The sequence below is a fragment of the Bacillota bacterium genome, assembly GCA_013178125.1.
Classification (GTDB): domain Bacteria; phylum Bacillota; class SHA-98; order Ch115; family JABLXJ01; genus JABLXL01.
The window spans coordinates 168581-182779 of record JABLXJ010000001.1 but is presented as its reverse complement, the minus strand read 5'-3'; the positions used below and the strand labels follow the sequence as shown (position 1 = coordinate 182779).

13 protein-coding genes are annotated in these 14199 nt (G+C 58.5%); 1 reads left to right on the top strand and 12 read right to left on the bottom strand.

The features are described from left to right. Positions 1 to 23: 23 nt before the first annotated feature. The 12 genes from HPY71_00900 to ruvC all read right to left on the bottom strand — a co-directional run bounded on the left by HPY71_00900 (position 24) and on the right by ruvC (position 13180). Positions 24 to 1922, bottom strand: coding sequence for a DNA primase (locus tag HPY71_00900; protein NPV52065.1), 1899 nt, complete (start codon positions 1920 to 1922; stop codon positions 24 to 26). 435 nt (positions 1923 to 2357) lie between these two features. After that, positions 2358 to 5057, bottom strand: coding sequence for a pyruvate, phosphate dikinase (locus HPY71_00895; protein NPV52064.1), 2700 nt, complete (start codon positions 5055 to 5057; stop codon positions 2358 to 2360). Between the two features lie 148 nt (positions 5058 to 5205). Continuing rightward, positions 5206 to 7329: a glycine--tRNA ligase subunit beta gene (locus HPY71_00890; protein NPV52063.1), complete on the bottom strand. Its 2124-nt coding sequence runs from the start codon at positions 7327 to 7329 to the stop codon at positions 5206 to 5208. An 84-nt stretch (positions 7330 to 7413) separates the two neighbouring features. Then, positions 7414 to 8289, bottom strand: a complete 876-nt coding sequence (glyQ, locus tag HPY71_00885) for a glycine--tRNA ligase subunit alpha (GenBank protein NPV52062.1) — start codon at positions 8287 to 8289, stop codon at positions 7414 to 7416. Positions 8290 to 8337: 48 nt separating this feature from the next. Next, complete coding sequence (locus HPY71_00880; protein NPV52061.1) at positions 8338 to 8988, bottom strand: hypothetical protein; 651 nt, start codon at positions 8986 to 8988, stop codon at positions 8338 to 8340. Between the two features lie 96 nt (positions 8989 to 9084). Continuing rightward, positions 9085 to 9537 carry a DUF4342 domain-containing protein gene (locus tag HPY71_00875; GenBank protein NPV52060.1) on the bottom strand — a complete coding sequence of 151 codons (453 nt, stop codon included), beginning with the start codon at positions 9535 to 9537 and terminating at the stop codon, positions 9085 to 9087. 57 nt (positions 9538 to 9594) lie between these two features. Further along, complete coding sequence (gene recO, locus HPY71_00870) at positions 9595 to 10362, bottom strand: DNA repair protein RecO (GenBank protein ID NPV52059.1); 768 nt, start codon at positions 10360 to 10362, stop codon at positions 9595 to 9597. A gap of 22 nt (positions 10363 to 10384) precedes the next feature. Then, positions 10385 to 10540, bottom strand: coding sequence for a hypothetical protein (locus HPY71_00865; protein NPV52058.1), 156 nt, complete (start codon positions 10538 to 10540; stop codon positions 10385 to 10387). Continuing rightward, entirely contained in the window at positions 10537 to 10761 is a 225-nt protein-coding gene (locus tag HPY71_00860; protein NPV52057.1) for a DUF2905 domain-containing protein, read from the bottom strand. The genes HPY71_00865 and HPY71_00860 overlap by 4 nt, the downstream gene beginning before the upstream one ends. A gap of 67 nt (positions 10762 to 10828) precedes the next feature. Further along, the gene (gene ruvB, locus HPY71_00855) at positions 10829 to 11923 is read right to left on the bottom strand and encodes a Holliday junction branch migration DNA helicase RuvB (GenBank protein NPV52056.1); all 1095 of its coding nucleotides are present in this window, start codon (positions 11921 to 11923) and stop codon (positions 10829 to 10831) included. A gap of 34 nt (positions 11924 to 11957) precedes the next feature. Beyond that, a complete protein-coding gene (ruvA, locus tag HPY71_00850; protein ID NPV52055.1) occupies positions 11958 to 12617 on the bottom strand; it encodes a Holliday junction branch migration protein RuvA in 660 nt (219 codons plus the stop codon). Beyond that, positions 12614 to 13180: a crossover junction endodeoxyribonuclease RuvC gene (ruvC, locus tag HPY71_00845; protein NPV52054.1), complete on the bottom strand. Its 567-nt coding sequence runs from the start codon at positions 13178 to 13180 to the stop codon at positions 12614 to 12616. Before ruvC ends, ruvA begins: the two co-directional genes overlap by 4 nt. Positions 13181 to 13434: 254 nt before the next feature. Between ruvC and HPY71_00840 the strand changes: the two genes are divergently transcribed. Further along, on the top strand, positions 13435 to 14124 hold the full coding sequence (locus HPY71_00840) for a PrsW family intramembrane metalloprotease (GenBank protein NPV52053.1): 690 nt from the start codon (positions 13435 to 13437) through the stop codon (positions 14122 to 14124). The last annotated feature ends 75 nt before the right edge of the window (positions 14125 to 14199 follow it).

Genomic DNA, 14199 nt, shown 5'->3' with positions numbered 1-14199 from the left:
CGCCCCAGCGAAGGGCTCCCCGGCTACATGAATCCGCCGAAGGATGCGAATTCTCGATCCAATTTCGATCGTAGCTCTTGCCACTCGACCAGCAACTCCTGAAATCCAGCAGTATCCCCTTTTGCCTCAAGCGCCTTCAGCTCTCCCTCCATCTGGCGAATGCGCCTGCGCAGCAGGTGTTCCTTCAGAACCTTTATATAATCAGGGAGCAACTCATTACGCCCCTCTAGTAAAACAGGTGCGCTTTCCATGAAAACCCCGGCCGCCATCGCCTTTGCTTTGTCATCGACGAGTCTCGAGATAACGGATGCGGCATCCACGCTGCCGCTGATCCCATCCCTTGCCCTGTTTCTCGCTTCATCCACGATAGCGGCAGCTATGCTCCTGTGCTCCTCGCAGGAGAAGATATCTTGCCCCAGCTCCTGGCGGACTGCTATATAAACACCCGGCTCATCCAGCATCAAGCGAAGCAGGCCGCGCTCGGCCTTGATGACCTTCGCGGGAACCCCCTGCCGCAGAGGGAAAGCCTCTTCACTTTGGGTGTTACCAGTAGTATTCCTTTTTTGGGCAAATTTATCCTTTAATGGAACCCGCGAAGCTACGCCGGCCCGCCCGAGCTTCCTGACCTCCTCGATAAATGCCTCCTCCGGCACCCCCAGCCGCTCAGCGGCAACCCTGGAGTATTCCAGTCTCTCGACCGCATTTTGAATGGATGCAACAACGGTCGCGGCCCGGGCAGCGGCGGAAACACGACCCTCCATGGTGGAGAGATCAGTATTCTTCAGAGCGAGGTCAAGCTTGTATTCCACGAGTGGCCGGGCCCCATCCAGCATCGCAACAAACGCGTCGCGGCCTTCGCTCCGGATAACCTCGTCCGGGTCTTTGCCACCCGGGAAGACAGCGACCCTGACCTGGAGCCCCGCCGCGCTCAGGAGGTCCATCCCTCTGAGTGTGGCGGCCTCACCCGCAAAATCAGCATCGTAGGCAAGCACGACCTCCTTTGCATACCTGGCAAGCAACCGCGCCTGGTTTTGGGTCAGGGCCGTCCCGAGCGATGCCACGGCCGTGCGAACCCCGGCCCGGTGCGCCGCGATAACATCGGTATAACCCTCTACGATAACCGCTCGTCCCGAGGCCCTGATTTCCTCCCTGGCAGCCGATATACCATAGAGGTTGCCCCCCTTGCTGAAGACCACCGTCTCAGGCGAGTTGAGGTACTTGGGCTGCGAGTCGTCGAGAACCCTGCCGCCAAACCCCACTACCCTCCCGTGTGGATCGAAGATGGTGAACATCACGCGATTACGAAACCGATCGTAAAACCCCTGCGACTCCCTTCTCCTTATGACAAGGCCGGCAGCCTCGAGGATTTCGGGAGTCAGGCCTTTACGGGTAAGGGCCCTGTGAAGGGAATCCCAGCCAGGTGGGGCATATCCAAGCTTGAACATCTGGATATCATCCTCACCTATTCCCCGACCCCTGAGATAGTCCAGCGCCGCGGAGCCCTGGCGCGTCCGGAGCAGGACCCAGCTGAAATACTCGGCCGCGGCCTTATTGGCCTCAAAAACGAGGGCCCTGATATCGCTCTCCCGCCCGGGGCCTGGTGCTCCATCGCCCGGGATATCGATGCCGGCGCGCTCGGCGAGCATCCTTGCAGCCTCGGGGAAGCCCACATTCTCCATCTTCATTATGAATGCAAAAACGTCGCCACTCACGCCGCACCCGAAGCAGCGAAATAGCTGCCTCTCAGGCGAAACCATAAATGACGGTGTGCGCTCGGTGTGAAACGGGCACAGCGCCTTATAGTTCCTGCCGCTCTGTTTTAAAAGAACATATTCGGAGATAACCTCCACTATGTCGTTTCGCGAGCGGATTTCTCGTAAGAGATCCTCTCCCAGCTGGCCCCGCATTCTGATCACCTTCACGAGCCAAATCCGGATAACCCGGGGCTCCGATTAAAAACTTCGCCATGCTGGGGAATTTTCCTCCCGCCCGCGAGGATGAGATATGACTAGATCCATCAGACTACACCTCAAGACTTGCTAGATTATTCGACGGTGCGAAAAATTTTCCTGCATAGAGCCGGAATATTTTTCACCGGGCCGCATTGCCCGGACCCGCCCGGACCAGTAAGAAACACACCGTTTCGAGCACGATGCGAGCGCGATATTGAAAACTACATGCCTTAATTATTATGGTTAATATGCAATAACATATGCCCCGGCGGCCCCAAAGGTGCCTCCCCCACCGCACGCGCTCGACACCAAGACCATTGCACCCCACATTGCGCATCCAAAACGGGGGCCCGGATGCCCGGGCCCCCGTATGCTCGCCTTGAATGAAGGGCTTTCCGCTTCAGCTTAGGCGGTCGTGTACTCAGCCTTCACGGCCTGAGCGCCCCTGCGCGGGTGACGGAGCTCAGCCTGGGCCGCCGCCAGCCTGGCAATCGGCACCCGGTAGGGTGAGCAACTCACATAATCCAGGCCGTTCATGTGGCAGAACTCGACCGAGCTCGGCTCGCCGCCGTGCTCACCGCATATACCAACCTCAAGGTCGGGCCTGGTCTTGCGGCCCCTCTCCACGGCGATCTTGATCAGCTCACCAACGCCCCTGCGGTCCAACACCTCAAACGGGTTGTGCTCGAGGATGTTGTGCTCCAGGTAGTATGGCAGGAACTTTCCTTCGGCATCATCACGACTGTATCCAAACGTGGTCTGGGTAAGGTCGTTCGTCCCAAAGGAGAAGAACTCCGCCTCTTTGGCGATCTCATCCGCGGTCAGCGCAGCCCGAGGAAGCTCTATCATCGTCCCGACCTTGTAGTCGAGCTTCACGCCGTAGCTCCCAATGACCTCCTTAGCAACCCTGTCCACTATCTCCTTTGCGATGGCGATCTCATTCACGTGGCCAACCACAGGGATCATGACCTCGGGCAGTATCTTATAACCCTGTTTCGTCAGCTCGCACGCGGCCTCAAAGATGGCCCGGGCCTGCATCTCCGTGATCTCAGGGTAGGTTATACCGAGCCGGCATCCCCTGTGCCCAAGCATCGGATTGATCTCGCGCAGCTTATCAACCCTGGCGAGCAGGGCCTCCTTCTCCTTGATCTCCACCTCCGAGCCCCCGCTCATCTTGAGCTTGGTCACCTCGACCAGGAGCTCCTCATGGCTGGGCAAGAACTCATGGAGCGGGGGATCGAGGAGCCTGATGATGACGGGAAGGCCATTCATTTCCCTCAGTATGCCGACAAAGTCATCCTTCTGCATGGGGAGCAGCTTGTCAAGCGCCCGCTTTCTCGCCTCGGTGGTCTCCGCCAGGATCATCTCTTGAACTATCGGGACCCTCTCCGCGGCGAAGAACATGTGCTCGGTCCGGCAGAGCCCGATGCCCTGAGCCCCAAAACCACGGGCCGTCCGGGCATCGGTGGGCGTATCGCCGTTCGCCCTCACCTCGAGGCTCCTTACCTCATCAGCCCATTCCATGAGGGTCTTGAAATCACCGCCGATGGTCGGGTCAATGAGAGGGGCGGCGCCCAGGATAACCTTGCCCTGGCTCCCGTCAAGGGTAATGGTATCGCCCTCCTTGACGGTCACATCGCCAACGATGAATTTCTTCTCCGCCTCTATCACTGTGATGGCCTCGCACCCTGAAACGCACGGGATACCCATTCCTCTAGCTACAACGGCCGCGTGGCTCGTCTTGCCCCCGCGCGTGGTCAAAATGCCTTGTGATGCTGCCATACCATGAATATCGTCCGGCGAGGTCTCCTTGCGGACCAGGATGATCCTTTTACCCTGACCTCCCAGCTCCGCCGCCTCATCAGCCGTAAACACCACCGACCCGACGGCCGCGCCGGGCGATGCGGCAACGCCAGAGGCAATGACCTGCACCTTGGCGCTGGGATCGATCCTCTTATGAAGGAGTTGATCAAGCTGGGCGGGCTCCACCCTGAGGAGAGCCTCCTCCTTGGTGATCAGGCCCTCCTTCACCATGTCGACGGCGATCTTCACGGCTGCCGGAGCAGTGCGCTTGCCATTGCGGGTCTGGAGCATGAAGAGCCTTCCCTGCTGTATCGTGAATTCGACGTCCTGCATATCCCGGTAATGCTTCTCGAGCCTCTCGAAGATGTCGGCCAGCTGCTTATATATCTCAGGCATCTCCTTCTCAAGCTCGGCAATGGGCTTGGGCGTCCTGATGCCGGCAACGACGTCTTCACCCTGGGCGTTCTTGAGGTATTCACCATAGTACTTGCGCTCGCCTGTGGCGGGGTCGCGCGTGAAGGCAACGCCCGTGCCGGAATCATCACCCATATTGCCGAAGACCATAGCCTGGACATTCACCGCGGTCCCCCAGTTGCCAGGGATATTATGGATCTTGCGGTAGGTGATCGCCCTCGGGTTATTCCACGAACCAAATACTGCATCGCGCGCCATGTCCAGTTGCTTCCTCGGGTCCTCAGGGAAATCAATGCCCTTCTTCTCCTTTATCATGGCCTTGAACTTCCCGACGATGTCCTTCAGCGCTGCCGCATCCAGCTCTGTATCTAGCTTGACGCCGAGCTCCTTCTTCTTCTCATCGAGGATCTCCTCGAAGTCATCGTGTGACACGCCGAGCACCACATTCCCAAACATCTGGACGAAGCGCCTGTAGGCGTCGTATGCGAACCTCTCATTCCCTGTCCGCTTGATGAGCCCCTTGACTGTCTCATCGTTGAGCCCGAGGTTCAGGATCGTGTCCATCATACCAGGCATCGAAACCCTCGCGCCAGACCGGACCGAGACGAGAAGCGGGTTCTCGGGATCTCCGAATTTGGCGCCCATGGCATCCTCGAGCTTCTTCAGGTTCTCCTCGACTTGCTCAGCAAGCTCAGGCGGGTACTGGCTGTTATTCTCATAGAAAATGGTGCACACCTCGGTTGTAATCGTGTAACCTGGAGGCACAGGCACTCCAAGGTTTGTCATCTCAGCGAGGTTCGCGCCCTTACCGCCCAGAAGGTTCTTCATGCCGGCCGTACCTTCTGCCTTTCCGTTGCCGAAGAAATATACGTATTTCTTCCCTGACATTGCATTCTACCTCCTCTTAATCTGCCACCCTGGACCATAAGACTTCTTCGATAAGATCAAAAGATCAAAAGCTCCCGGGTAAGCTTCTGGAACCTTGATTTTCCTGGATCGAGGGCCTGCAGGCCGTAAAAAGCCCTCATACACACAATTAGATTTTGTTCGACAAGAACTTTTGATTTCCTTCTGAGGGAATTACTATTTTGGAGAGGTCCCCGATGCCCCTCATAATGTCTGCGATAAGAGCCAGGAGGGCAAGCCGGTTCTCCCTCACTGCTTCATCCCTGGCCATCACCAGCACTTCCTTGAAGAAACGATCAATAGGGCCCGCGAGGGTGGCAAAGGCGTTGAGCGCCCCTTCATAATCCTCTCTAAGGAGGGCATTATCCACCTCCTGGCGGATCCTCTGGTATTCACCAAATAACGCCCGCTCTGCCGGCTCGATCAGGAGCCCTGTATCGACGGGCCCCGGCCCGCGCTCACCGGCGATGTTCCTGGCGCGCGTGAAGCCCGTAACCACGAGCTCAAATGCTTGTGTCCCAACAACGCTGGTAAAGGCCTGGGCGCGCTTCACGCAGGATAGCACGTCATCAAATCCGGCGGCGACCACGGCATCTATAATGTCGTATCTTATATTGCGCGAAGCAAGCAGCCCCCTTACCCTCTGCTCGAGGAAGGCCATCAAGTCGCGGGCGGCTGCAGGGTCGACGGACGCGCCAAAGTGCGCATCAAATTGTTCAAACGCCCTTGATGCGAACCCCCTGAGCGATAACACCAGGCCCGCGCCGGCTAAGATCTCAACAAGGCCCGATCCCATTCGCCTGAGGGCATAAGGGTCCTCTGACCCCGTGGGCTGGATGCCGATCCTGAAAAAGCCCGCCAGGGTATCCATTTTGTCCGCAAGGGCGACGATGCTGCCTGCCGGGCTCTCCGGCAGGAGGTCGCCTGCATATCGCGGAAGGTAATGCTCGAAAATGGCCCTCGCCACGTCGTCGCTCTCCCCGGATAGGATGGCATATTCCCTCCCCATGGTGCCCTGGAGCTCCGTGAACTCCTTTACCATATTCGTCGGGAGGTCCGCCTTGGCGAGAAACGCGGCCCGCTCCGCCACGCGCGAGACGTCATCGCCCGCGCCTAGAGCCCCGCAGAGCCATCCTGCAAGCCTGACAAGCCTTTGCGTCTTATCAAACATCGTGCCGAGGCGCTCATGAAACATTATGCCCTTGAGCTTTTCTACCTGGCGCTCGAGGGGAACCTTGCGATCCTCGTCGAAGAAGAATTCAGCATCAGAGAGCCTGGCGCACAACACGCGCTCGTTGCCGCGGCGGACGATATCGAGGTTTTGACCGGTGCCATCCCTCACCCCTATGAAAGCCGCCATGAGCTGGCCGTCCTGGCCAAATACCGGGAAATACCTCTGGTGCTCCTTCATTGTGGTAATCAAGACATCGCGCGGCAAGGAAAGGTACCTCGGGTCGAAGCCCCCCAGGAATGCGGTGGGATATTCCACGAGATATGTGACCTCGGACAGCAACTCGTCATCTACCAGGGCCCGACCACCCTTCTGAGCCGCCAGCGCATCAACCTGGTTCCGTATGGACCGCATCCGCTCCTCCTGGTCGACGATACAGAAGCCCTCCCGCAACAGGGCGATATAATCCTCCGCCGCCCCAACTGCGACCGGGCCATCTCCGCCAAAGAACCGGTGCCCAAAGGTCGTGCGTCCTGAGGCTATGCCATCCACATCAAACTCAACCGGGTCATCGCCCCAGAGCGCCAGGATCCACCTTATAGGCCGCACAAACCTGAACTCCCTGTCACCCCATCTCATGGATTTGGGGAAGCTCATATCGCCTATGATCCCCGGAAATGCGGCCGCAAGCGCCGCCCCTACGGGCCCACCCTCCTCGTGCCTGACCGCCCACACGTACTCGCCCTTCTCGTCGGTCCGGATGGCGAGATCCCCGACAGAAACGCCCTGGGACCTGGCAAAACCCTCTGCAGCCCTGGTGGGCCGGCCATCTTCAGAGAACGCGACCCGCCTGGCCGGGCCCCTGGCCTCCCGGACCAGCTCCTTTTGCCTCCCGCTCACGCCCGTTATATAAAGAACGAGGCGCCGCGGGGTCCCATAGGTCTTGACATCTTCGTATTCAACCCTCTCTATGCCCAGAAACCTCTCCCCAAGCTCCCTCAAAGACCTGAGCGCGTCGGGCATAAAGCGTGCAGGCATCTCCTCTGCACCAATCTCCAAGACAGCATCCCTCTTTGGAAACATCAACTGGCTTATCCCCCTCACCGCGTTCTCATCTACCAGAGACAGAGACGAGCAAGTAACATGCGAGCGAATTGACCCGGGCCGTCATGAAGCCCTGGCCAGCAGCGGATAGCCGAGCCTCTCCCTCTCGGCCACATAAGCCTGGGCGCACGTCCTGGCAAGCGCCCGCACCCTGCCGATATAGCCTGTCCGCTCCGCAACGCTCAGCGCCCCGCGGGCATCCAACAGGTTAAATACATGGGAGCATTTCAGTACATAGTCGTAGGCCGGCAGGACGAGCCCTCCCGCCAGCGCCTGCCTGGCCTCATCCTCGTAAGAATTGAAGAAAAGCAGGAGCCTGTCTACATCTGCGACCTCAAATCCGTACTTCGAATGCTCGAACTCGAACTGGTGGTAGACCTCACCATAACTAACTCCCTGCACCCAGGCAACATTGAATACGTTATCGACATTCTGAATATACATGGCCAGGCGCTCGAGGCCGTAAGTTATCTCTGCCGAGACGGGCTTTACGTCGATGCCGCCGACCTGTTGAAAATATGTAAACTGGGTTATCTCCATCCCGTCGAGCCAGACTTCCCAGCCCGTGCCCCACGCCCCCAGCGTTGGAGATTCCCAGTTATCCTCCACAAACCGTATATCATGCTCCCGCGGGTGAATCCCCAGCGACTTCAAGCTCTCCAGGTAGAGATCCTGGACATCATCAGGTGATGGCTTCAGGATAACCTGGTACTGGTGGTGTTGAAACAGCCTGTTAGGATTCTCTCCATAGCGGCCATCCGCAGGGCGCCGCGAAGGCTGCACATAAGCGACCCGCCACGGCTCCGGTCCCAGGGCCCTCAGGAAGGTCTGGGGCGCCATGGTCCCCGCGCCGACCTCCACGTCATATGGCTGGGCGATTACGCAGCCGTTTTTGGCCCAAAACCCCTGGAGGGCCATTATGATATCCTGAAATGTCACAAAAAATCCTCTCCTTCCATCCCCTTTGGGCGCACCCTGAGTTAGGAATTAGCGAGCGCCCAGGCCGGGGCCGAGAACCCATTCAACCAGGAAACGGGTTACTGTCATCTCAACGAAAGCTGCGATGAAGAGAAGCGGGATCACGAGGGCCAGCAGGATTACAAGCGCGTCGTAGACCACCTTCATGATCACCCTGCCCTGCTGCCTCCCGCGTTCATATGCAAGAATATTGAGCCCGAGTCTGATCCCCAGGACGCCGCCGAGAATAAACGCCGGTATCTCGAAAACCCCGTGGGGAAGGACTCCGACCAGGAGGAATGTGGCGACATCCAATCCGCGCGAGGCCGCATTGCTAGATATAACCCCGATGAAGAAACCGTTCAGGAATATGGCGATGATGGGGAAGATGCCGAACGCGACCCCCGACGCCACGCATAGCAAAACAGCCCGGAGGTTGTTCCAGAAGATGGCGATTATGCGCTCCTGCATTCGCAGGTCTTCGACGCTGTTTCCAAGGTGCTTGAATTTCTCAACAATGCCTTGGACAGCCCCGAAGGTCGGGAGCGGGTGAAACCTGTAAAGCCAGAACCCGCTCAACACCCCGATTACAAAGAGGAGCGTCGCAAATGCTATGTAGCGTCTCCCCGCCCGCAGGATCCGCGGAATGCGCACACAATATAAGAAGGCGAGGGCCCTCATACCAGGGCCTCCTCTCGGTGCCTCTTCTCTCCCCTGTCAGCCCCTGTCCGGAAACATCGAGCCAGGGCCCCGGCCATAAATATACCAGACGCCCCATCAGTTGTCAACGCCACCCCCCGGGTTCCCGGGTGCCGGGGTCCCGGCCGCGCCCCGCTCCGGTCCCTCGAGGGAGATGGAGCACCTCGTGACAAGCGCCGCTATGGCGCCGAGGGCGGCGAGCTGGGGGGCGATCACGGCCCCGATAACGCCTGCTGTGACCGGGAGCTCCACCAGGGTCCTATCATCCTGCCTCACCTTGATCCTGGTCTCATTGCCTTTGTGGATGATGTCCTTGATCGCCTCGAGAACCTCGGACCCCTTGTCGAGGAACCTGGTGCGCTGCGCGGACGTATCCCTCTCAATCAATACGAGCGCCTGGACAACGTCTCCACCCGCCTGGCGCAGGTATTCCACTGCGTCCTCATACGACAGTCCGGCTCTTTCCCTTATACAATCAACCTTCTCGAGCGTTATTTCCGCACCTCCGCTCGCATCCATATTCGCGTTCATACCCTTCACTCCCTCCTTCAAGATGCTCCTTCAAGACGCTCGCTGGCCTGGTTGCGCTTAGCTTGTCGCGCGCCCAGTATGCCTCACCATCTCAAGGAACTCACGAGACTTGAGCGCCCTGCCGAGATGGTAATCAATATGGGACTTGAGCGCTGCATCGAGCTGGCGCTTTGCCTCAACTGAGGCCTTGAGCTGCCCGATCCGCTTTAGATCATGATTCAAAATCCGCTTTAAGAGCTCCACCGCCCCCCTGGACACCCTGACTGCTCCGCCACCCGGCGCCCCGGCACATTCGAGGCACAGGGCACCGCCGGCCGCAGCCCCAAAAGCAAGCTCCGCCGCCTCCAGGACCCCACCGCACCTGGCGCACCGGTCCAGGACCGGTTTATACCCCAGGCAGGTCATGAGCCGCATCTCAAACGCGAAACGCAACATTTCAGGGTCCGGGAGCTCAGGGAGGACCCGAAAAGCCGTCAGGAGCAGGGGAAAAATGTCATCGTTCTTTTCTTCCTCCTCTGTGGAGATGTCAACGAGCTCCGCCATGTAACTGGCATACGCCATAAGCGCAAGGTCGGAGCGAAGCCGCGAGAAGGGTTCGATAATGGCCACCTGGCTGATATTGTCAAGGCCCCTGCCCTTGAATATGAGGAAATCAGCGTAAGTAAAAACGAGCGTGGACCCGACGAACCTGCTCCTGGGGCGCCTGGCGCCTTTCGCGACGCCCCTCACCTTTCCGCGCTCCCGGGTATAGATGGTCACAATCCTGTCGGCCTCGCCCAGATCCCTGTTTCTTAAGACGATCCCTTCCGTCTTGTATAAGGACATTCAGGTATTGCCCCTTAGACTATCATAATTTATCCTTCCCCGGGGTTGAGAGAATATTCGACCCCTTCTTCCCCCGCGCGCCCGTGTCGCGCACACGCACATATGCGCGCATTCCGCATATGTGCACATCGATGAGCGTCACCCGCGCACCAACCCGAGCAGCAGCGATGCGCATCACCTGCGCAGCAGCACCCCAAGGATGATGGATAATATGATGCTTACTAAAATACTGGTCATGAGGGGGAAGTAGAAAGTGAAATTACCCCTTCTAATATATATGTCACCCGGGAGGCGGCCGATCCCCGGCAGCTTGCCTGCAAGCAAGAAAAGCGCGCCCACCCCGGCGAGGATGATGCCCATGATTATAAGCATCCTCCCAAGTGGACCGAGTTCGCCCATGATACTCATCGCCTCCTGATCCTATCTGGCTGACCCTATCTGATATCTGGCTGGACTCCTGCCAATCCTATCTGGTATCCTGCCCGTCCTCCCCTGGCCCGGCTGCAGCCGCAGCCGCGCCCGCTCCAAGCTCACCCGGATATTCCAGGCCGAAATGATTATATGCGAGCCTGGTCGCAGCCCTGCCGCGGGGGGTCCTATCGATGTATCCCAACTGGAGGAGATAGGGCTCGTAGAGATCCTCGATAGTATCCCTTTCCTCTCCGATGGCGGCCGCTATGGTATCAATCCCGACGGGCCCTCCCCCAAACTTCTCTATCACAGTCAGGAGCAAGGTCCTGTCGATCTTGTCAAGGCCAAGCTCATCAATTTCGAACATATCCAGGGCGGCGCAGGCAACCTCGCGAGTTATGACGCCCCCGGCCTTGATCTGGGCATAGTCCCGTACCCGCTTGAGGAGGCGTATGGCCACCCTGGGCGTGCCCCTGGACCTTCGCGCAATCTCCTCCGACGCCTGCGGTTCCATCTCTATATTCAAAATATGCGCCGAGCGCTCGACGATCTTCCGGAGGTCCCTCGCCTTGTAGAATTCCAGCCTGTGTATAACCCCGAATCTGTCACGCAGCGGCGACGTGAGGAGCCCGGCCCGGGTCGTGGCTCCGACAAGCGTAAACCTGGGGAGGTCGATACGAATGGAGCGTGCGCTCGGTCCCTTGCCTATCATGATATCCAGCGAAAAATCCTCCATCGCGGGATAGAGAACCTCCTCAACAGTCCTGTTGAGGCGGTGTATCTCGTCAATGAAGAGCACATCTCCGGGGGCCAGGTTGGTCAGTATGGCCGCGATATCGCCTGGCCGCTCGATCGCCGGCCCTGATGTCGTCTTTATATCAACCCCAAGCTCGTTAGCGATGATATAAGCAAGCGTTGTCTTGCCAAGCCCGGGCGGCCCATAGAGAAGGACGTGGTCCAGCGCTTCCTTTCGCTCCCTCGCCGCCCGTATAAATATACTAAGATTTTCCCTCACTTTTTCCTGCCCTATATAGTCGGTGAGCCGCCTCGGGCGAAGGCCCACATCCAACGCAAGGTCGTCCTCCTGCGCCTCATTCGAGACGAGCCTGTCGCGTGGCTGGCTCCTGGAAACGATTCTGTCCTGCGACATAGAATAACCCTCCGGTTGATCCTCAAGTTTCGGCTTACTTCTTCCTGGCAATAGCCTTCAACGCCTCCTTTATCAAGACCTCGGCGCTCAAGGCCCCAGTGCCCGGCCCGCCGCCTGCCTCGACTGTCTCGATTGCCTCTCCACCGCCTGCGAGCCCCGATTTCGCCTCGGAAACAGCCCTGGCCGCCTCTGCGGAGGTATACCCAAGGCCCATCAGGGCGCGGATGGCATCCCCCTCCGGCCCGCTGTCACCCGCATCGAGAATGGCCGCCTCTCTATCAGCACCGGCTCCCCGGCTCAACTTATCCTTCAATTCAACGACGAGCCTGCGCGCAAGCTTATTCCCAACGCCGGAGATCCTGGTAAGAGCCTGGATATCCTCGCTCAAAACGGCAGCTCGAAACGCCGGGAAAGCCATCGCGGAAATGACGGCCAGCGCAACCTTGGGACCCACCCCGCTCACTGACAAGAGCCGCAGGAAGAATTCCCTCTCCTCGGGGCTGCGGAATCCGTAAAGGCTTATGTCATCCTCACGCACAAGCATGTGGGTGCACAGGGAGATATCCTCCCCTACCGCCGGGAGGGACTGGCGCACCCGAAGCGGCAGGTTGACATGAAAGCCTATGCCGCCAACATCTACAACAGCGAAGTCCGTCCCGGCATACGCCAGTTTCCCCTTGATGGACGCTATCATGTGCTTATCTCCTCGCTATGCTCGATCGGCCTGATCGTTGTGGCCCCACCACTCGACCTTGTCGTCCCGCTTGCCGTCCTGACTGTGGCCGCAAATCTCACCGAGTGGAGGTGGCATACGGCAATGGCCAGCGCGTCGGCCGCATCATCCGGCGACGGTATCTCAGTCAAACCCAGCAGGAGCTTGATCATCCGCTGCATCTGGGTCTTATCAGCCCGGCCGTAGCCCGCTATGGCCTGTTTTACCTGGAGGGGCGTATACTCAAAGAGCTCGACACGCGAGCGGGCGACCGCGAGCAAGATGACCCCCCTCGCCTGCCCAACGGCGAGGGCCGTCTTGGTGTTCCTGTTGAAGAAAAGCTCCTCCACGGCAACTGCATCAGGCCTGTACCGGTCGATGAGCGCCCGGACCCCAAGGTACACCTCCTCGAGCCGGGCCCCCGGCTTCTCCCGGGCCGGGGTCTTTATGTACCCATAATCAACAGCTATGAGCCTGTCTGCGCTATTGCGGACGACTCCATAGCCCGTCGTAGCGGTGCCAGGATCTATACCGATAACAAGCATTCCTGCATCATCTCCACATCCCCGTATCCACATCCCCGCAGGTATCCCCGCAGGTCCTTCACAGATCCCCGCGGCCCGGTCCGGCCAGTATCACATCCATGGGCTTACGGTCTTATTGTATCATTTACGGGCCGGAAATCAAATATCCTGGTGCTGTTTCGGGTATACTTCTGCTTGGCGGGCCATCATCTATGCCCCGGCATATGCGCCCGGCTATACGCCCGGCCGGCCCGGCGGAAAGGGGGTACAGAATCATGATTGAAACGAAGGTTGGTCTGATCCCGCTCCTAATCGTCTCATTCCTGCCCGGCCTTTTCTGGGTCGGCTTCTTTTACAGGAAAGATAGGTTCGAGCCCGAACCCAAGAATCTCGTAATACGGACGTTCCTCTACGGCGCCCTCGCCGTCTTCCCCGCGGCCATGATCGAAACACCATTCCGGCCCCTACTCCGTATCGGCCAGCTCAACCTCATCCTGCTCCTGCCGGTGACCATTCTCGTGGTCGGGCTTGTAGAGGAAGGGCTGAAGCTCCTCGCAACCTGGGTCTCGATCTACGACTCACCGGATTTCAATGAGGTCATGGATGGTATAATCTACTCTGTCTCCAGCGGGCTGGGGTTCGCCGCCCTGGAGAATCTCCTCTACGCCGGGGCGTTTGGCATGGCTGTCGGCCTCGTAAGAGCGGTCATAACCTGCCTTGCCCACGCGTCCTTTTCCGGCATAGCCGGTTATTATCTCGGGAGGGCCAGGTTCGATCCTGACAGGGCACAGCGTTTTATCCTGAAGGGCCTCGGCCTCGCTGTGGTTTTTCACGGCGTCTATGATTTCCTCATTCTAGGTGGCATCCTCCCCCCATCCTTCGCAGTGGTGATGGTAGCCGGCGTATATCTCTATCTCTCCAGGAAGCTTGCTCTGGCAGAGAATCTCTCGCCATTCAAGAAATAGGGATTCAAGAAATACGGCCATTTCATCCCCCTATTCCAAATAAGCAGGCCATATGATAAAATAAATTTGTGAGGC